This window comes from Ideonella alba (assembly GCF_018069875.1).
Lineage (GTDB): Bacteria > Pseudomonadota > Gammaproteobacteria > Burkholderiales > Burkholderiaceae_C > Ideonella > Ideonella alba.
Genome location: NZ_JAGQDF010000001.1, coordinates 644,149 through 662,666 on the forward strand (window position 1 = coordinate 644,149; position 18,518 = coordinate 662,666).

The 18,518-nt window shown below is 71.9% G+C and carries 11 protein-coding genes; 8 read left to right on the forward strand and 3 right to left on the reverse strand.

Translation table 11 applies throughout. The features are described 5' to 3' along the window. Positions 1-37: 37 nt before the first annotated feature. Together KAK07_RS02805 and KAK07_RS02810 are read right to left on the reverse strand one after the other, a co-directional pair. Positions 38-1,162 (reverse strand): hypothetical protein, encoded by a 1,125-nt coding sequence (locus KAK07_RS02805; RefSeq protein WP_210858949.1) that lies wholly within the window; start codon positions 1,160-1,162, stop codon positions 38-40. After that, the gene (locus tag KAK07_RS02810; RefSeq protein WP_210858952.1) at positions 1,159-1,299 is read right to left on the reverse strand and encodes a hypothetical protein; all 141 of its coding nucleotides are present in this window, start codon (positions 1,297-1,299) and stop codon (positions 1,159-1,161) included. Before KAK07_RS02810 ends, KAK07_RS02805 begins: the two co-directional genes overlap by 4 nt. An 81-nt stretch (positions 1,300-1,380) precedes the next feature. Between KAK07_RS02810 and KAK07_RS02815 the strand changes: the two genes are divergently transcribed. Then, on the forward strand, positions 1,381-1,941 hold the full coding sequence (locus KAK07_RS02815) for a hypothetical protein (RefSeq protein WP_210858954.1): 561 nt from the start codon (positions 1,381-1,383) through the stop codon (positions 1,939-1,941). Beyond that, positions 1,931-2,440, forward strand: coding sequence for a hypothetical protein (locus tag KAK07_RS02820; RefSeq protein ID WP_210858956.1), 510 nt, complete (start codon positions 1,931-1,933; stop codon positions 2,438-2,440). Before KAK07_RS02815 ends, KAK07_RS02820 begins: the two co-directional genes overlap by 11 nt. 116 nt (positions 2,441-2,556) lie before the next feature. Here KAK07_RS02820 and KAK07_RS02825 read toward each other — a convergent pair whose 3' ends face one another. Beyond that, a complete protein-coding gene (locus tag KAK07_RS02825) occupies positions 2,557-4,905 on the reverse strand; it encodes a transglycosylase domain-containing protein (protein WP_210858964.1) in 2,349 nt (782 codons plus the stop codon). Between the two features lie 152 nt (positions 4,906-5,057). On the opposite strand from KAK07_RS02825, the gene KAK07_RS02830 reads away from it, so the two are divergent. From KAK07_RS02830 to KAK07_RS02855, 6 genes are all read left to right on the forward strand, one after another. After that, positions 5,058-9,197 carry an SUMF1/EgtB/PvdO family nonheme iron enzyme gene (locus KAK07_RS02830; protein ID WP_210858973.1) on the forward strand — a complete coding sequence of 1,380 codons (4,140 nt, stop codon included), beginning with the start codon at positions 5,058-5,060 and terminating at the stop codon, positions 9,195-9,197. Between the two features lie 379 nt (positions 9,198-9,576). Then, on the forward strand, positions 9,577-9,738 hold the full coding sequence (locus KAK07_RS02835; protein WP_210858975.1) for a hypothetical protein: 162 nt from the start codon (positions 9,577-9,579) through the stop codon (positions 9,736-9,738). Continuing rightward, positions 9,725-11,287: a ThiF family adenylyltransferase gene (locus tag KAK07_RS02840; protein ID WP_210858977.1), complete on the forward strand. Its 1,563-nt coding sequence runs from the start codon at positions 9,725-9,727 to the stop codon at positions 11,285-11,287. Before KAK07_RS02835 ends, KAK07_RS02840 begins: the two co-directional genes overlap by 14 nt. Beyond that, on the forward strand, positions 11,284-12,705 hold the full coding sequence (locus KAK07_RS02845) for a hypothetical protein (protein WP_210858978.1): 1,422 nt from the start codon (positions 11,284-11,286) through the stop codon (positions 12,703-12,705). Before KAK07_RS02840 ends, KAK07_RS02845 begins: the two co-directional genes overlap by 4 nt. Further along, on the forward strand, positions 12,702-13,778 hold the full coding sequence (locus KAK07_RS02850) for a hypothetical protein (protein ID WP_210858980.1): 1,077 nt from the start codon (positions 12,702-12,704) through the stop codon (positions 13,776-13,778). The genes KAK07_RS02845 and KAK07_RS02850 overlap by 4 nt, the downstream gene beginning before the upstream one ends. Positions 13,779-13,924: 146 nt before the next feature. Then, a complete protein-coding gene (locus KAK07_RS02855) occupies positions 13,925-18,379 on the forward strand; it encodes an SUMF1/EgtB/PvdO family nonheme iron enzyme (protein WP_210858984.1) in 4,455 nt (1,484 codons plus the stop codon). Positions 18,380-18,518 lie beyond the last annotated feature (139 nt).

The window sequence follows — 18,518 nt, forward strand, 5'->3', positions numbered from 1 at the left end:
GCATGGTGGCTGCGACAGTATGTTGACCGGACATGGCTCAGTCCTTTCGATGGGCGAAGGAGGGTGTGTTGGTGCCAGAGGCTGCATGCCGTGGAGGCAGCGGCGAGCGCCCCTGCATGTGACGGAAGTAGCGGGCCAGCGCGTCGAGCATGCGCAGTCCCCTGGGTGAGCGGCAACTGCTCACCGAGTTGAAAAGTTGCTGACCGGCATTGCGGCCATCACTCGACCCGATGGCCACGGCCTGACGCACCTCTTTGCGCGCCGCTTGCACGGCACGCAGGCCTTGTTCGATCCAGCCCGCTGCGCTGCGATCCCCGGCACCCTGACGGGCCTGCGATGCAGCAGCAGCCACTGTGCGGCCCAGGCGGGGCACGGCCTGCATCATGCGTTCCGGCACCTGGCTGCGCACGGGCGCCAGATACGTCTCCAACGCGGCGTCGAAGTTCACCGAGCGCACACCCACTTCCCAACGTTCGCAGATGTCGATCACACCCAGCGTGAATCCGGCCACGTGCCGGCGTGTGTCGATCGAATCAGTGATGCGCTCGTACTGTCGGAAGTAAATGGCCCGCCACAGCGGCTCCAGCCGCGCGCCCTGCAACGGAAATTCCTGCGCCTGGAGCCGCTCCAGCAGGTCATTGGCGCCCGGCACACCGCGCGCCACTGCGCGCTGCGTGGCAGCCTGGGCGGCCGCCAGAAGATCGGCCTCTGCCGTGCTGCGTTCGTGATCAGCGGCACCGGCCTCGGCCTCGAACTGTGACGCCAAGCCTAGCCAGGCCCTGGGGTCACCCTGCAAGGCGGCTGCGGCCCACAGTTGCGCAGAGAAGTCGCCGCGCACCAGTCGCCGATAGCGCGCTGACAGTGCCGAGGCCTCTTGGCCACGCAGACCAGCCAGCGCGGTGCGGCACAGTTGCTCCAGGGCCTCGTCCGGCTCGGCGCGATGTTGGGCCACGGCATCCAACCCTTGCTGGCAGGCCTGCTGCGGCTGGAGCTGACGCTCCAGTTCACGTACAGCAGCCTCCAGCGACGCGGTGGCAAAGCGGCCGGACTCAGCGGCGGGCAGCGACGCCGCACCCAGGGCCAGCAGTCCGCCCATCAGGAACTGTCGTCCAAGCCGGTTGGCAGTGAGCAGCCCCGTTCGAACAGCGGGCGCGGCGCTCATCGCGAGCTCCCGGCACGCCGCAGGGGTTGGAACGGCACATCGTCGGCATACACATGCTGGTCGCCGCAGCTGTGCACCGCGGCCATGGCGGCCCAGACCACCAGGCCGCGGAAGATCCATCTGAACAGGAAGCCCATGGCTGACTCCGAGGGTATGAACCAGGCTCCATTTCGCCACCCACCGCGGCGCCAGGATCGACAAAGTCCGGCAACTGCGCGGTGAACTGGGTGCCGGACTTTGTCGGTCCCGGCAGCGCCAACGCCGGCAGCATTGATCGCTCCTGCCACTTCCTGGAGATGCTGATGAATCGTCCTGCACCCCCACCGGCCCCACAGCGCCTGCGCCCGCTGTTGATGGCGCTGCTTGCGACCCTGACGTTGGCTGCCACTTGGCCCTTGCCGGCAACGGCAGCCCCCAGCCGAGGCGCCCGATCTGCAGGCAGCCAAGCGGCCGCGTCGACGAAGGCGCGTGCACCGGTCACCTCGCAGACCCAGACCTCGCGGCAGGCGCGCCGCGAGGCCATGCGGCAGGCTCGTATTCCCACCAGCCAACAGCCGGTCAAGCAGATCTACACGCCGGCCGGACGCCAGTTGCACTACGAACTGCCCCGGCCGGGTGGTGGCCGCAAGCCGATGGTGGTCACCCACCAGACCACCGACCGCGTGCCTGGCCATGGCCGACACTGGGAGGCCGGCCCCGCCAAGCAGCCCGTGCGGACCGACCCGCTGGGCCGGACCCGCGTCAGCAACGACAAGGCCAAGGTGAATCATGCCCGCTGAGACAACCACCCTTTCCGCCGGTGCGCGCATTGCCTGGACTGCGCAGTCGCGCCGAGCACTGGCGCAACTCACCCGCCTGCTGGCGCCCTACACGCCGCGCCGTTTCGAGCAAGCCGAAGGCCAGTTGCTGCAGCAGCAGATCACGGCCCGTTACCAGCGGGCCCAGTCGGAGGGCCATCTGCTCGCGCAGACCCTGCCGCGTTGGGAAGCGCTGGCGTCGGCCCTGAACAGCGTGTTGGCGTCACTGCCGCAGAGCCAGCTGAGTCATCGGTGGATCCTGCTGCCTCAGGACGCCGAGGTCCGAGGTGTCTTTGATCTGCCGATTGACGCCTTGCCTGAACGCGCTGCAGCCCTGCTGCGCTGGGACGGCAACACCGTGCTGCTGGCGGCGCCGTCGCTGGACCACGGTGTGCTGCTGGACTGCTCGGTGGAAGACGACGACCGCGTGGTGCTGACGTTGGAACACTGGTTCAACCGCGATCCCTCTCACGGCAGCTGACCCCTGCGAGTCGTTGTCGGCGCAGGCAGAGCCACCGCACAACAAAGGCCCCAAGGCACTTCGCCTCGGGGCCTTTGTCTTGGGCAAGGCACGCAGCCGGGCTGCGCGCCGCTGCCTTAGCGCGCGGGGCTGCCCAGCGTCTTGGCGGGTTGCAGCAGCACGCGCACCGCGGGCGCCAGGGTCTCTCCCTTCAGCGTATGCAGACCCAGCGCGTGGCCCGCCGGTGCGCCGATGATGGACAGCACCACACTGCGATCGCCGGGCACATAGGCCAGCGTGTACTTGGCCTGCTGGTAGGGGCGCTGATCAGCGGCCGGAGCGTACCGCGCCGAAGTGGTGCCGGTCTTGCCGGCCGCCAGCGTGTCCGCCAGGTGGTGCAGCGTGCCTGACGGGTGTTGCACCGGCGCCTGCAGCAGGCGGCGCAGCGTGTCACGCTGGCCGATGCTGGGCAGGTGCCGGGAGACCTGGCGGTACACGCTGGGGGCCTGTTGACCCACGCTGGCCAGCAAGCGTGGACCCTGCGCCTGCACCGGCACGCCAAACGCCACGCCGAACAGCGCCTGTCCCAGCGCCAGCAACTGCGCGGGGGTGGCGGCCAGCGTGCCGAAAGCCAGCCCGTAGGCCAGGTTGGCCTGCGCGGCATCGTCCACCACCAGGCCCAGCGCCTGCGCCGCATCGCGCAGGGCCTGAGGCCCCAGGTGGCGGGCCAGCTCATAGGCCGCCAGGTTGTCGCTGCGGGCCATCATCTCGGACAGGGTGATCAGCTGCGCCGGGCGGCACTCGGTGAAGCCCGTCTCGGGGCGGGTGATGCGCCGCAGGAGCCGGTCGCCATCACGCACCTGGCGAGGACACACCAAGGTCTCCGGGCTCAGGCCGGCACGCGCGGCGGCCAGCGCGATCACCATCTTGCCGATGCTGCCGATCGCGTTGCGCGCGCCATAGGCCAGACGGCTGCTCTCGTAGAGCCGGCGTACCGAGCCGTCGCCCACCGCAATGCGGGCCAGCACCACGTCGGCGCGCGCGGCCTCGTCGGGCGTGCCCGGGCACTGGCGCAGCGGCGATCCCGGACCCAGTGGCACGCACAGCGTTTGCAGGCCCGGCATCGACTGGTCGATGGCGGCCAGCGCGCTGCGGGCCTCACGCGCGAACCCGGTCTGCTCAGGCTGGGCCATGGTCAGCGTCAACGGCTCGCCGGGCTGCAACTGCGCCCGCTCGGCATCGGCAGCCACGTGCTGCAGTAGCACCGTGCCCAGCGTGGCCTGGGTGCGGCTGGTCAGGGTCATCAGGCGGTGCAAGGGCACGGGCGCCAGCGGGTTGACGGGCTCGATGCCGCTGTGCTCCCAGCCGTCGAGCGTCTGCAGCGCCTCGTCGCGCTCGGCACCCGGCGCCGTGGTGCGCAGCACCGCCACGCGGGCGCGGGCCAGGTTGTGGCACTGGTTGTGGGCCGCCTGCGCAGCACCCGGGGGCAGTGACGACTTGGCGGTCTCCCGGTAGGGCTGACAGCCCTTGGCGAACAGGGCGGCACGGCTGAGCGCCAGCGGCCGCTGCGGCAGCGTGGCCAGCAGCGCCACCTGGGCCAGCGACAGCTCGTCCGGCGCCCGGTCGAAGATCACGCGGGACGCCGCGTCCAGACCGCGCAGCGTGCCGCCCACCATGGCCATCGGCGCATAGGCGGCGTACAGCCGCACCATGCCTTCAGCGCCCCCCTGCGAGCGGTACAGCGAGCAGGCGGCGCCCCACAGCCTGAACTTCTGCACCACGCGCATCACGCGACTCTCTGGACGTTGCTCTTCGGGTTCGGCCAGGTTGCGGGCATTCTGCTCCGCCAGGCCCGAGCCGCCGCCGCTGCCGGTCAGCACCCGCGCGGCAATGCCCAGCGGGTCGAGGCCGCACACATTGCGCCAGGGGTTGAACAGCGTCTTGTGCTCCAGCGCCAGCACCATGGCCACCCAGGGCGGTGGCGGCGCCTTGGCCATGGCCACGTAGCCGTAGTCGGCAAAGTTCAGGCCGTCCGTGGTGGCCATGGCCGGATACAGCGAGCCCTGGAACTGCCCGTCAGCGCTGTACAGCGCCGAGCCCTTGCGGGCCTCCAGACGGGCAGCCCAGTAGGTGGCCGGGTGCTGGTCGTAGCCCCACCACACCTGGCTGGCCACGGCCAGCAGCAGCGCGGCTGTTGCGCTCACCAGACCCAGACCCACCCGGCGCCACAGCGGGCTGCGAAGCCGCTGGCGCAGCCGGCGGTACTGCAAGGCCACCAGGGCGGCGACATCCACCAGCGTGCCGCGCAGCATGGCCGGCAGGTCTGCGGCCCTTTGCACCAGGGCCGTCCAGCCCGACTGCAGCGTGGCCGCTCCGCTGAGTTGGGGCCAGAATGAGCCACCGCCGCCGCGCAGCAGGCGGTCGATCTCGGCGCGTCGCCGCGCTTCGTCCCGCTGCAGCGTCTTGATCCATGCATCGTCGTCCATGACATCCCCTTGTTCGGCCGGCCGGCAGACCTGTCCACCCTGGCAACGACCATGACGAGGTTGTAGGGCGCCGCGCTCGATCGCCGCCGACAAAGTGCGGCAGGCGCGCCACCGAGGCCGCACAGTCCAGGGCCGTGGCAACATCCAGCGCCATGTTTCCGTCACCCAGCCCGCAGGACCTGAGCACCATCGACGAGTGGATGGCGGCGCAGTTGGCGGACACGTCACCCTCTGGCACCGTGCTGCCAGCGCACTTCCAGCACAGCACCGAGCACCGACCGGGGCCGCTGTGGTTGTCGCTGTGTCAGCAGGTGCTGGTGGGCGGCAGCGCACAGTGGGTGGATGGCCTGGACCAGGTCGCTGCGTGGCTCACCCGTGCCGACCTGCGGTTCGAGTATGGCGCTGCGGATGAGGCGGCTGCCCAGCCGACGCTGAGCCCCGCCCGTGTGGCAGCGCTGGCCCTGGGCGTGGGCCACCCCGGCCACGCGCTGGGCCGCCAGCCGGCCAGCCTGTCCGAGGCGCTGCTGGCCGACAGCCTGGTGGGCGACTGGCCGCCCGCGGGCAGCACCCACCTGAACCTGGTGCAACTGCTGGTGGGCCCTTGGCAGCGGGCTGATGGCCGCGGCTGCCTGTGTCAGCTGGAGCTGTGGTGCCTGCCCACCGACTGGTTGGCCCAGCGGCCCGCCTGGGACCCCGGCCCCGGCACCCTGGTGCGCGCGCCCGGGGCGGTGCTGCTGCCGGTGGACCAGCACTTTGCACAGGGCCTGGACCGGGTGCAGCGCCTGCTCAGGCCCCTGCTGCGCCCCGGCGCGCCGGCCCTGGCCTGGAACCTTCGGCCCATGCCCGAGAAAGGCCAGTCGCAGGCCATGCCGATGTCGGCCGTCGAAGGCCCGTCGGCCATTGCCATGCTGGCCGTGGCCAGCCTCTACCTGCTGCGCGGGTGGTTGGACGCCACGCAGCCTGAACTGGCGCGTCTGGCCGGCTGGCTGGAAGACCTGGAACTGCCGCTGTGCACCTTGACGGCGGCGTTGGACGAACCGGTCGCTGGAGGCGATGCCATCCCCTGGCCCCGGCTGATGCCGGTGGGTTGGGTCAACGACAAGTTCGCCGCACTGCATCGCCTGCCGCTGGGCCGCCATGTGGCCCGGCGCTACACCGCCGAGCCGCCCGCTGACCTGGAGCAGCCGCACTGGCACCTGGCCGAGATGATCGAGCGCATGGTGCGCGACCTGGACCCTGGCCTGGACGACGACGCTCGCGACCTGTACCGCATGCTGCTGGACCCCACCGCCCCCAGCCCGGCCGAGCGGCACATGCCGTTGCTGGAGCGGGTGGCGCGCCGGGGTCACCTGGTGCGCTCCGTCAAAGGTTACCTGCTGTGGCGCTATGCGGTGCGCGCCAGCGGCAGCCATGCTGCCTTTGGCGACCCGGTGCGGCTGGACCAGCATTTCGTGCGCCTGGTGCTGACCGATCCTGACCGGGCGCCGGCCCGCCAGTCCAAAGCCCCAGACGCTGCGGTGAGAGATCTCTCAGGTGCGCCCGGGCCCGACGACGCCGACCCGCTCGGCGAGCTGGAGTTGGACAAGCTGCTCGACGCTCCGCCCCACAATGCCGAGCCGGCCTGGTGCGTGGTCTCCCCCCCGTTTCACGGCAAGACCACCCTGTTGGCCAAACGCGAGGCCGATCAGGCGGTGCAGGCCCTGCGCCGCCGCCAGGCCGGTGGGCCCTGGGGCGAGGTCTGCGTCTTCCTGCCCATGCGCGCCTTCAAGCTGAAGGACGGGGTGCACAGCGGGATGCCCGACGCTTTGGAGCAGCAGTTCCTGCGTTTCATCGAGGACCGCTCGCCCGGCCTGCCCAGTCTGTCGCAGTCGTTAGCCCTGCCTTCCGCGCAGCGAGAGGAGGCTACCCACGGTCTGCAATGGCGCCTGCTGATCGACGGCCTGAACGAACTGAGCGTGACGGTGCCCCGCGAGCGCTTGTTGCCCGGCCAGAGTGAGCTGGACGCCGCCCTGGACGAGCGCCGCCAGGTGGTGCAGGTGCTGTGCGGCTGGCTGGCCCGCCACCGCACGCCGCTGGGCCCGCTGTTGCCGCCGGTGTTCACCGTGCGCGAGCGCGAGAACGGCTTCACCCTGGCCGCACCGGAAGACGACGCGGCCAGCGAAGGCTGGCGCGCCCGTCTGGCTGCGGTGCGGCCCTGGCAGCGCAGCGACTGGCTCGCCTACCTCGACCAGCGGCGCCTGCCGCAGGCCGCCCACGAGCGCCTGCACAAGGCCCTGCGGCTGCACCGGCACGACAGCGAGGGCCAGGCCGACGACAGCGTCTTCGAGGCCTTCTGCCGCTCGCCCGGCATCCTGGCCGCGCAGTGCACCGTGCTGGAACGCTGGCCCGACCTGGCCCCGCTCACCCAGCGCGGCGCCCTGTTCGGGGCCCTGCTGTGGCATTGCCTGGACCGGCGCGGCAAGGACCTGTCCACGCAACTCTGGCCCGAACGCCTGCGCCGCCCCGAGGTGCTCACCCATGCCATGCGCGACGGCTGGCGCCTGCCGGCCGACCCCGGCCCCCTGCTGCAGCACCTGATGCTGCAGGCCGACGCCATGCAGGACCAGGCCGGCCTGCCCAGCGAAGAGGTGCCGGCCCACAGCAGCCCGCCGCAGCCCCTCGGCGACACGCCGGCCGAGCAGCGCGCCTATGCCCGCGCCTGGCGCCAGGCGGTGCAGGACCTGGGGCTGATGGTGGAGACACACGGCGGCGGCCTGGCCTTTGTGCACCAGCAGTGGCAGGAGCTGTTCGCCGCCTGGGGGTGCGGGCAGTCGGGCATCTGGCCCCGCATGCCGCCGCCGGCCCTGCACCCCGCTCCCGGCCAGGCCCTGCTCGATCACCTGGAGCGAGGCGGCAAGCTGGAGCTGCCGCGCGACAGCGTGCACCTGCAGCGCATGCGCTTTGCGGTGCAGCTGGCGCGCCAGCCGGCGGCGCTCTTGCGCCGGCTGGTGCTGATGGACCCGCCCAACCTGGCGCTGGCCGCCCAGTGCGCGATCGATGTGCGCGACGTGCTGGAGCCGGACGGCTGCTGGCGCCAGCCGCACCCCGTGCTGCAGCACATCCGCCGCCTGCTGCTGCTGGCCAGCGTGGACGCGGGCGAGGCCGTGGCGCACAAGCTGCGCGCCGCGGCGGTGCTGGGCGATCACGTGGGCCAGGCCGCGTTGGCCGAGGATATGACCGGGGATCCTGAAGACGTGCCCGGCTTCGACGACGCCGAACTCAACGCTCATTGGCTAAGCGTATGGGCCGCCAAGTGCCAGGGCGAAGGCGTGGACATCCGCCTCCGGCTGCAGATGGGCTTCCTGCTCGGCCACCTGCAGGACACGCTGCGCTACACCTGGGTGGAAGCGCAACTCCCCGATGGCAAAGTGCACAGCGGCCTGGTGCCGCGGCTGCACCAGTGGGCGATGCTGGGCGAGTACGGTGGGCCGAGGCTGGCGTTCCGCATCGGCAGCGATGGGGAGGGGGATGAGGATGAGCGGCCCAGCTGGCTCAAGGACCTGCGGCCCTTCCAGATGGCCCGCCACCCGGTGACGGTGGGCGAGTGGGCCAGCTTTGCGCAGGACGCGCCCGGCCCCGATTCGCAGCGCGAGGGCTATGCGCAGCTCGAACGCTTCAACAACCCCTTGCAGCCTGCCATAGGAGTGGAGTGGCGCCAGTGCATGGCCTATGCCGCCTGGGCAGAGCCGCTGCACCGGGCGCTGGAGCGCCGCGCGGCCGAGCGGGCGAACGGCCGCAGCGGCTGGACGGGGCAGCGGCTGAAGCTGACCGAAGGCTGGCGCAGCCGCGTGCCCACCGAGGTGTGCTGGGAGGCCGGCGTGCGCGGCCCGGCCCGGCCGGGCCAGACGCAGCCGCGCTGGGCGCATGAGCCGGCAACGAGCCTGCCCGGGCGGCTGGACTTCAACCACGACCGCAAGTTCGACCGCACCAGCCCGGTGGGCTGCTACAGCGCCTCGCACACACCCTCCGGCGTGGCGGATTCGGCGGGCCAAGTCTGGGAGTGGTGCGCCAATGCGCTTTGGCCTAGCCTGCGCCAACAGGGCTACCGCACGGCGCAGGCGCAGGCGGCGGCCGATCAGGCGGACGAAGGTGGGCAGGCGCCTGAATGGCATGCCCTGCGGGGCGGGGCGTTGGACGTCACGGCGGCGCAGTGCCGCGCCTCGTACCGCTTCCACCGCGGCCGCCCCGACTACCTCAACCTCAACATCGGGGTGCGCTTGGTGCGTGTGTGGCCGCCCCATTCAGAACCCTGAACACCCTGGCGCTGGGCAGGCTGACGCGTTGGCCGGAGCGCGCGGCGGGTGGCGCGAGGGGGTTCAGGCGCGCGCAGCGCGCCCGAAAATGCCTGGGCTGTCGCCACCCTCGGGCTGTCCTGTGGCGTCAACAAGCCTGCCGAGGTTTGTCGGCTCCACCGCCGCCGCAGGCGCTGCAATGGAGCCTTCTCCATCCCCACGGCACCCGGCCGTTTCCATCGTGTCTCAGCACAAGCTCGTCACAGCGCCGGCTTCACACCCAGCGGCCTTCGCGTCCGCACCCACTGAAGAGGCCCCTGCGTCACCCCGGACTGCCAGCGCAGGGCTGCCGCCCATCCCCCTGGCGGCCACGCCGCTGACCCCCGCACCCGCCGCCGACGTGCTCAGCCCCGCGCCAGCGCCCCTGCCGCCCCCCAGCGTCGCCCTGGCCGCGCTGATTGCCACCGCCACCCAGGCCCACCAGCAGGCGCTGCGCCAGCACGAGGCCCAGCAGGCCCAGGCCGCCGCCCAGGCCCTGCAGGCCCGCCATGCTTACGATTGAGGCCGAGTGCCGGCCGCCCTGGCCCGGTGTCACCCGCGCCGCGTGGGCAACATCCCCGGCCCGCGCTGCTGAAGAAGATCGTGGGCCTGCGCTGCGCCTGGTGCTGCCGCAGGCCGCCTGGGCCGGCCGGCCGGCCATGCCCCGCAGCGCGGCCGAAGGCACCCTGGCCCACGGCCCACTGCACCTTCAGGGCCTGCCCGGCCAGGTGCTGCTGCTTGTGCCCGGCCTGCAGCCCGGGCCGCCCCAGCGCTTGCCATCTGCGCCGCCTATGCTGGCCAGGCACGCGCTGGCCGGCGTGGCCCCTGCCCCGGGTGCCAAGCCGCAGACCGTCCGCCCAAAAGCCCTGGCCCTGGCCTGGCATGCCCTCGAGGGCGAGTCCGCGCCCGCCGACGACCTGGCCTGGGAGCGCTGGCTGGCCCGCCACGCGCCCGCCTTCCGCCTGGCCTGTGACAGCCTGGTGCCCGATGTGGTGGTGCTCTGGTGGCCTGCCGCCGGCACGCCCCGGGCCTGGCTGCGCACCGGCTCGTTATGGGCACGTCTGCAGGGGCTGGCCCAACCGCCCCTGCCCACCTGGCAGGCGGTGCAACGCCTGGATCTGTCCGGTGCCGGCATGGCCCGCTGGGACCTGCATACCGAGGCTCAGGCGCCCGCACCGGCTGCCACTGCGCTGCGCTACAGCCGCCTGGCCGCCGCGCTGGGCGACGCGCCGCTGGCGCGCCTGCAGCAATGCACGGTGGGCCTGATCGGGGCCAACCCGCTGGGCAGTTTCGTGGGCCACAGCCTGGCCCGCATGGGCGTGCCGTTGCGGGTGCTGGATGCCGCCGCCATGACCGCTGAAGACCAGGACGGTGACTTGTCACCTTGGATGGAGGGTCAGCCGCGTTCCTTGGCCCTGCGCCACCCGCTGACCGCGCTGCTGCGCCCCGGCGCCGGCATCGACGCTCGCGCGCTGTCCGCCGCCAGCCCTGCCGCCGGCCAGTTGCTGGCCGACGTGGACCTGCTGGTGTGCTGCAGCCCGGATGCCGCCGACCGGGCCTGGGCCAACGCCCTGGCCCTGGCCCTGCTCAAGCCGCTGCTGGCCTTGGACATGCGGGTGCAAGCGGCGGTACCGTCCCTGCCAGCGCAACCAGAGCGTCAGGAGGTTCGGCCAGCGCCAGAACAGCTGCAGGCCGAAGCCCACCTGCAGCTCATCCCGCCCGGCACGGGCTGCCTGGACTGCCTGCCGCTGCGCTGGACCCTGCCCGCCAGCCCGTCGCCCGCCGCGCTGCGCAGCTGGAGCGGGCTGACTGCCCACGCCGGCCTGCGCCTGCTGGAGCAGATGGTGCAAGGCCGCCACAGCGGCCCACGCCTGCGCCGCCTGCTGGATGGCCACACGCCCCACGGCCCACAGCCCTTCAGCCTGCAGGTGCAGGACCTGTCCGCACCGCGGCTGCGCGGCCAGCCCTGCGCCACCTGCGCGGCGCTGACCGGTGCCGGATTGGGGGCAGCGCGGGGTTGGACCAGCTGCGCGCCAGTGCACAATCAGTTGCAAGGAGGAGGCTCTGCATGAGCATCAAAGACATACAAGACGCTGCGCTCAGCGTCGATGGATTGGTGGGTCTGCTGCAGCACATGATCTGCCAGCCCTTTCCCTCGGGGTCGCTCGTGCCCCGCCGGCACACCGACCCGGGTCTGCGGTTTGACACGGTGACGGCAGGGGCGCGGCACATCTTCGGGGCACAGGTGGCCCGATGGCTCCCGCCGGAAAAAGGCAGGGAGCATTTCCACGCCCTGTTTGTGAGGTCGGCCCGCGGATGGTGGCACCGCCATCTCGGACGGCCTCTGACTCAGGACGAAGAGTTCGAACTGATCCCCCGGCTGTTTGAAGCCCTGCTGCGAGGGGATCGGCGCGTCCGGCATGGTGAGTTGACCTCGGCTGATGTCACAGGTCTGATGACCAATGTCAAGGCGGCCGTGCGCAACGATCAACCAGAGTACAGGGCATCGCAGCGCAAGAGCTACAAGGAGCGGCAGGCCAAGAGAGGCCAGAAGGCCCATGACGGCTACCTTCTGCCCTCGAAGCCCGCCTACCACCCCGATGACTATGGCTGCCACTGCCTGGTGACGCCAGCAACTGGCACGCCCATCACCGGTCGCGCCGGTGTCTTCGTTGAAGCGGTCATGAACCAATCCGGCGGCAAGGGCAAGCTGCTGACCTGGCTGTTCCTGAAGCAGGTGCACAGCCACCTGTCCTGGGTGCCCGCTTACAGCCATGCCAACAGGGCGGCCTGCCTCTACGCCAAGGTCGTGGCGCGTCTGGATGCGCTGGCCTGGGAGGGGCCCTCCGCGTGGCAGACCACGGCCAGCCTGCTGGTGGAGGGCCTGGAAGCGATGGCGCCATTCACCGTCAGGGGCCAGTTCGCCGCGGAAACAGCGGCGGTCGAATCGCACCGCCCCGATTGCTTCGACCCATTCCGTCTGGGCCTGGGGTCGGAGGTCTGGCAGGACGTTCTGGCCGAGTTGTCTGGTTATCCCGACATGATCGACCTGGCCGGGCAGGCCGATGCGCTGGCGCTGGAGGTGGCGGCCTGGTTGACCGATGCCGTGGCCGTGGCCTTCTTCTGCATGGCCAACGGCCTGAGACGTTGGCGCCGGATGTCGGGTCAGATGGACACAGACGAGCCGATGGCCCTGGGGTGGCGGGAGATGCAGGCGCTGAAGTACCAGCAGGACCGGCCGTTTGGCGGCGAGCGCGGCATCATGGCGGCCCTCCAGACACTTGCCAAGGCGCTGGATCAGGCTCAGCAAGCACCAGACGCGACGGCGCTGGATGATGAGGTCGTGCGTCGCCGAATCGAGCAGTCCATCGAACTTGACTACCTGCGCGACGCCTTCCGACACCGGCGCCGTGAGGTGATCGACTACGCCCAGTGGTGCCTGAAACGCCAGGCGTGGTTGCAAGTTCAGGAGCGGGGGGTGGCAGCATGACGACGCCGTCGCAACTTCATGCCGGTCCGGCCGAGCGCTGGATTCTGGCCACCCAGCATGCCGAAAAGCGCCAGCGGATGCTGACACTGCTGCAGGCCCAGCCCGCCGAGGCGATGGGCCGGTGGCGCCTGGACCACCACCTGCTGCAGGTGTTGCCTCTGGAGCGTGTGCGTGATGTATTGGCACAGTGCCTGGACAGTGGGGCCCCGGTGGTTCGGCTGTGGACCGATGCGCCGGCAGACTACCGCCTGGGGTGGCGTGAGCAGGCCCGGCAGATTGGTCATCAACTGGCGGCCGCTCGGCCCCGCCACCGGCTGAAGGTCAAGACCTGGCAGCAGGACGATGAGCTGTTGGCCGCGCTGGCACGGCCTGATGTCTGGGTCGAGCTGACCTGGGCACATGACCCGGCTTTGCGCGTGCCCACGCTCAGTGGCCTCAGTGACCTGGCCCAGACCCAGCACGCCAGCGCCTTCGAGGCCTGGGCCGACACGGCGGCAGGCTGGGAGGCCGTGACCCAGGCCGACCAATCGAACGACAGCCTGGCGGAGTCGGCCTCTGACACAGAGACCGAGCTTCAAGGCGTCGCTGATCAGCCGGAGGCTGAATCCGCGTCCGTCCCGACGGGCTTGGTGTGGGTGTCTGACCAGCCCGTCGGCCCGGCACTGGGCGGGCGCACGTCGGTCTACGCCATGGCCGCCAGCGCACTGAAGGCCAGCCCGCTGACCCCGCCAACCCCTGTCGAGCAGGACTTGGCGCAATGGACGCTGACCACTCCCGCGGCCTGCCAGGCCGTCCTGCGCCACCGGGCCCCAGAGGCCGCGATGGTGCTGTCGGTAACCCCCACGGTGCCGTCGCAATGGCAGGCGGTGAAACGCCTGCGCGCCATCATCGACGACCGGGCTCTGTTGCGGCCGCTGTCCTGCGTGCTGGTGCGGCAACCGGGCAGTGGCGCGGTGTGGGTGGGACAGCTGCCGTTGGCCGGGCACGACCTGACGACGCTCAAGAAGCAGTTGGCCACGGCTGACCTGCGCCTGCGCGGTCAGAGCGCCGCACCGGATGAGGCGCCGCGCTGAGCATGCCAGGCAGCGATGAATGGCCAGGTGACGGTGGCACCCCCTGGCCACCTGAGCTTCTCGCCCGGCAGGGTCAGTCGCTGCCAGGCCTGGTCACCTGGCTGATCGATCGGGTTCGCCCGGCACCGGCAGCACCGCTGGCGCAGGTGAGGTCGCTCCCGACCCAGGTGCATGCCTTCTGGGACCAGGTGGACCAGCAGGCCCGTCAACTGGCGCAGCAAGGCGGCTGGGTCCATCAGCCGCTGATGTGGCCCACCGACGACCCGCCCTGGGACCAGGTGCATCGCCTCACCTGGGACCTGCTGGAAGCCACCGGCCGCGCGGCCGAGGCTTTGATGCTCACCGCGCCGGACCTGCCCACGGGCGAGCGCGGCCAGCTGCTGACCCTGCGCCGGGCGCTGTGGCTGCAGGCCTTGAGCGCCTGGGCCGAGCAGACCGTGCCCCAGCCCCTGCTGGCGCCCCAGGGCTGCCTGGCCTCGGTCAGCCTGCGGGTGCTGCTGTTTGACCCGCGCACGGGCCAGGGCCGGGTGGCGCAGCTCACCCTGCACCGCTATGCCGCGCCGGGTGCCCGCCTGGCGCTGGTGCCAGCGGCGGGCAGTCTGTTCACGCCCTGCACTCAGAGTTTTGTGGACAGCCTGCAGGCTGCCAGTGCCTGCGTGCGTGCCTGGGTGCCCGCGGAGGCGGCCCACGGCACCGCCCTGGCCTGGGACCTTCACGCCCCCGGGCTGGACCTGTGGGCGCTGGACGGCCCCTCGGCCGGCGCCGCGCTGGGCCTGGCCGCCGCCTGGCTGATGCGCGATCAAGTGACCGACCCCGCACTGCGCTCCGACCTGATGCGCCTGCAACCGGCTGACCTGGCCGCCCTGCACCTGAGTGCCGCGCTCCACCCCGGCGGCCGCCTGGGCCGGGTGGGCCATGTGCGCGAGAAAGCCTGGGCGCTGCGCGACGCCACCGCGCACCTGCGCCAGGCGCCCTGGGTCTACCTGGCCGATGAGGACGAGGCAGACGCCCAAGTGCTCAAGCGCGAGGGAGGCGCCGTCAGCGTGGACACCGCCCACGACCTGCGCGACCTGGTGCACAAGGCCGCCCAGCGCGCACTGACGCTGGCGGCACCGCAGCGCGAGCTGCTGCAGCGCCTGTCCGACTGGGACCCACTGCGAGCCGATCCGCCCCCGTTGTCCAGCACGGCCGACCGGCGCCTGCTGGACCAGCTCACCAGCACCGACCCCCAGCTCAACCCGGTGGAGCACCTGGTGCAAGTGGCCCTGACCCGCTGGGCCTGGTGGGCCCATGCGCTGCGTGGTCAGGTGCACAACCGCTTTGTGCCGCTGCGCGTGGTGGCCGATGGCGCACGCCTGCCGGCCGACCTGCAACTGCCTGACACCCCGCGCCACGGCCTGCCCCAGCTGTTGGCCGAGTTTGAACCCGACCGCCTGGCCGCCTTCCTGCTGCGCGGCAGCCCCGGCGCTGGCAAAAGCACGCTGCTGCAGCGCCATGAGCAGACCCTGTGGCACCAGGCCCTGCGGCAATGGCAGCTCAGCGGCCAGATGGACGAGATCCCGCTGTACCTGCCGCTGTCAGGCCTGCAGCCCCAGGACGAGCCCATGGACTGGCTGCGCCGGCAAGTGGACCAGCGCCATCCTCAGGCCGACGAACTCAGGCGCCTGCTGGACCCGGGCCGCCGCCGCCCGGGCGACCCGCGCCTGCGCCTGCTGCTGGACGGCCTGAACGAGCTGCCCTTTGACGACACCTGCGACACCCGCGAACGCCGTGCCGAGGCCGTGTTGCTGGCGCTGCGACAAGGCCTGGGCACCTCGCTGAGCCTGCTGCTGTCGGTGCGCACCCACCACGGCTTCGAGCTGCGCGCCCTGGGCGATGTGCTGGCGGTGGACCTGCAGCCCTGGAGCGAAGAGGAAATTGGCCACTATCTGGCGCGCCGCTTTCCTGTGCCCCAGGAATTGGCTGGCCAACGCCTGCAACAACTGAAGGACCAGCCCCATGTGCTGGACCTGTGCAGCCTGCCCTTCAACCTGGACGCCCAGTGCCAGCTGTGGGAGGCCGGCGTGCAGCGCCTGGCCAGCAGCCGGGCCGACCTGTACCGCCGCCTGCTGTGGCGCATGGTGGTGCGCGAGCTGGAGCGCCAGGGCAGCCTGCTCCGTCGCGACCTGTCCCTGCTGAGCAAGGCCGACCGCCGCGTGCTGCTGCAAAAGCAGGTGCTGGAGCGCGCGACCCTGCCCCCCTGGCCCCGCCAGGGCGCGTTGCTGGACGGCCTGTTCCGTCAGGGCCTGGCCCAGTGGGCCCGGGCCGCTGAGCTGCGCCCGGATGTGCCGCCCCCCACCCGCGGCGAGGTGGAACTGCCCTGGGACGACCCGGCCGACCCCCAGCGCAGCGTCGCCCACTGGCTGCACGGCCAGCAGACCGAGCACGAGGACGGCCCGCTGCGCGAGCGCTGGCACCAGGCGGTGAACGAACTGGGCCTGCTCGACAGCTTCCAGCCCCAGCCGCACACCGGCGCCCCGGACACCTGCCGGCTGGAGCGCAGCTTCAAGTGGCGCCACCAGAGCTGGGGCGAGTTCCTGGCCAGCGTGGACCTGCTGGCCCCCACGCCCGCCCAGATGCCGCCCGATGCGCTTCAGGCCCTGGCCCACCGCCTGGCCGCTGGCCGCCAGTTCGAGCGCCGTGACGAAGACGAAGTGGCCCACCTGCAGGCCCAGGTGAGCCAGCGCTGGAACCTGTCGCCGTTCCGGCCCGGCTCGCGCCTGCACCGGGAAGGCATCTGCGTGCCGCAGGCGGTGCTGGAGGGCTTTCTGCGCCAGCAGTGGGGCTGGCAGGACCAGGACTTCACCGACCGAGCCGGCCGGCCGTTTCACGAGCAAGGCGGATTTGTGCAACTGCGGCGTAATGGCGCCTTCGTGCCCGAGACCGATGCCACGCACGGTCCTCTGTGGCGGGCCATGCCCGAGGAATTTGGCTTCAGTTACGGCGTGGCCCAGGCCATTGGCTTGCCCGGAGAGGCGGACTGGACCGAGCGTCCCGAGGGTTGGCAGCGCCTGGTCATAGACGTTTTGTGGCCGCCCTTGTGCGAGCAGCTCTGGCGCGACCTGGTGGACAAGGACGGCCTGAGTACCGAGCAGTGCCAGGCCCTGCAGGACGAGCCCGGCCACCTGGCCGAGCCCGGCCCGGCCGACCTGGACGAGGTGCTGGCCCTGGCGCTGGACGGCCTGCCGCCCGACCAGACACCCGATCAAGGCGAAGCGCCGCTCAAGGCGTGGCTGGGCTGGCTGCTGCACCAGGGCCTGTGGCGGGCGCTGGGCCCGGCGCTGCCCGGCCTGGCCCGCCGGCTGGAGCCGGACGGTGCCTGGGGGCCCGCGGTGGACGCGCGCCTGCAGCACCTGCGCCGCGTGCTGCTGCTCACCAGCCTGGACGCCGGCCCCGACAGCCGCGCCGGCGTGGCCGCTGGGGGCACGCTGGCGCTGATCGACGCGGACACGGCCCCACCCGCGCCTCCCGGGCAGGCTGGCGGCGGGCGCGGCCTGCTGCCCGAACTGGCCGCCGCCTGGCAACAGGCCTGGCAGGCCGCTTTCAGCGCGCCGGGGCAGGACCTGCGGCTGCGCCTGCAGGCGGCCCATTGGCTGGGCCGCCACCTGGGCGACAACCTGCGCTACCAGCGCGCCGCTGCCACCGGCGGCGCGCCGGGCCTGCGCCTGCATCCGCGTCTGTGGTGCCGGCGTGGCGGACCGGGGCAGCGCTTCGGCATCGGCGCCAGCCCGCAGGACGATCAGGCCCTTCCCGGTGAGCATGAGGCCTGGGTCTGGGCCGCTGATCAGCCCTTTGAACTGGCCACGCTGCCCGTCACGGTGGCCGAGTGGGCCTGTTTCGTGGCGGCCGGCGGCTATGACCTGCCGCCAGGGCCCTGGTGGCACACCGCCGGGCCGGCGGCCGTGCAGTGGCTGCAGGATCATCCGGGCCACCCCCCCGCGTTGCGCGACCCCGCCTACAACGCGCTGCTGCAGCCGATGGTGGCCATCACGGCTTTTGAGGCCCAGGCCTATGTGGCCTGGGCGGCCCCGATGGTCGCGGCAGCCGACGGCCTGGCCCTGGCCGTGCCCAGTGAAGCCCAGTGGGAGGCCGGCGTGCGCGGCCCGCTGCCCCCAGGCCCCTGGCGGGCCGCCGCTCAGCCCCGCTGGACGCACCTGGGCAACGGGGAGCCCGGGCCACTGCACTTCAACCATGCCCGCAGCCGCTGGGGTCGGCCCAGCCCGGTGGGTGTGTTCAGCCTGTCCACCACCGCCGACGGCGTGGCCGACGCCCAAGGCAACGTGGCCGAGTGGTGCAGCAACGTCCATGCCGGCCCCTACGGGCCCGCACCGGCCGGTGGAACAGGGCCGGCCACGGCGGCCCAGCAGGCCGCCTGTGCCGCCTGGAGCGGGGACCTGGAAGCTGCGGAGTCGATGCAACTTCGAGCCCTGCGGGGCGGGGCGTTCAGCAGCGCGGCGGCTCAGTGCCGCGCCTCGTACCGCAGCCGCTACCCCCCCGACGACCGCGTCAACGGCTCGGGTGTGCGCTTGGTGCGTGTGTGGCCGCCCCATTCAGAACCCTGAACACCGACGACCGTGCCGGTGAACCGGAGCGTGCCAGGGTGATCCGGCCGTGGTGGGGCGGGCATGGGCGGCGCGCGCAGCGCGCCGCGCGGCACAAAAAAGCGGCCCGGTGCCCACCCCACACAGGGCCGGCACCGGG

Coding starts and splice junctions, on each gene's coding strand:
- KAK07_RS02805 (WP_210858949.1), bottom strand. CDS start 1,162: ATGAGCGCCGCGCCCGCTGTTCGAACGGGGCTGCTCACTGCCAACCGG.
- KAK07_RS02810 (WP_210858952.1), bottom strand. CDS start 1,299: ATGGGCTTCCTGTTCAGATGGATCTTCCGCGGCCTGGTGGTCTGGGCC.
- KAK07_RS02820 (WP_210858956.1), top strand. CDS start 1,931: ATGCCCGCTGAGACAACCACCCTTTCCGCCGGTGCGCGCATTGCCTGG.
- KAK07_RS02825 (WP_210858964.1), bottom strand. CDS start 4,905: ATGGACGACGATGCATGGATCAAGACGCTGCAGCGGGACGAAGCGCGG.
- KAK07_RS02830 (WP_210858973.1), top strand. CDS start 5,058: ATGTTTCCGTCACCCAGCCCGCAGGACCTGAGCACCATCGACGAGTGG.
- KAK07_RS02840 (WP_210858977.1), top strand. CDS start 9,725: ATGCTTACGATTGAGGCCGAGTGCCGGCCGCCCTGGCCCGGTGTCACC.
- KAK07_RS02845 (WP_210858978.1), top strand. CDS start 11,284: ATGAGCATCAAAGACATACAAGACGCTGCGCTCAGCGTCGATGGATTG.
- KAK07_RS02850 (WP_210858980.1), top strand. CDS start 12,702: ATGACGACGCCGTCGCAACTTCATGCCGGTCCGGCCGAGCGCTGGATT.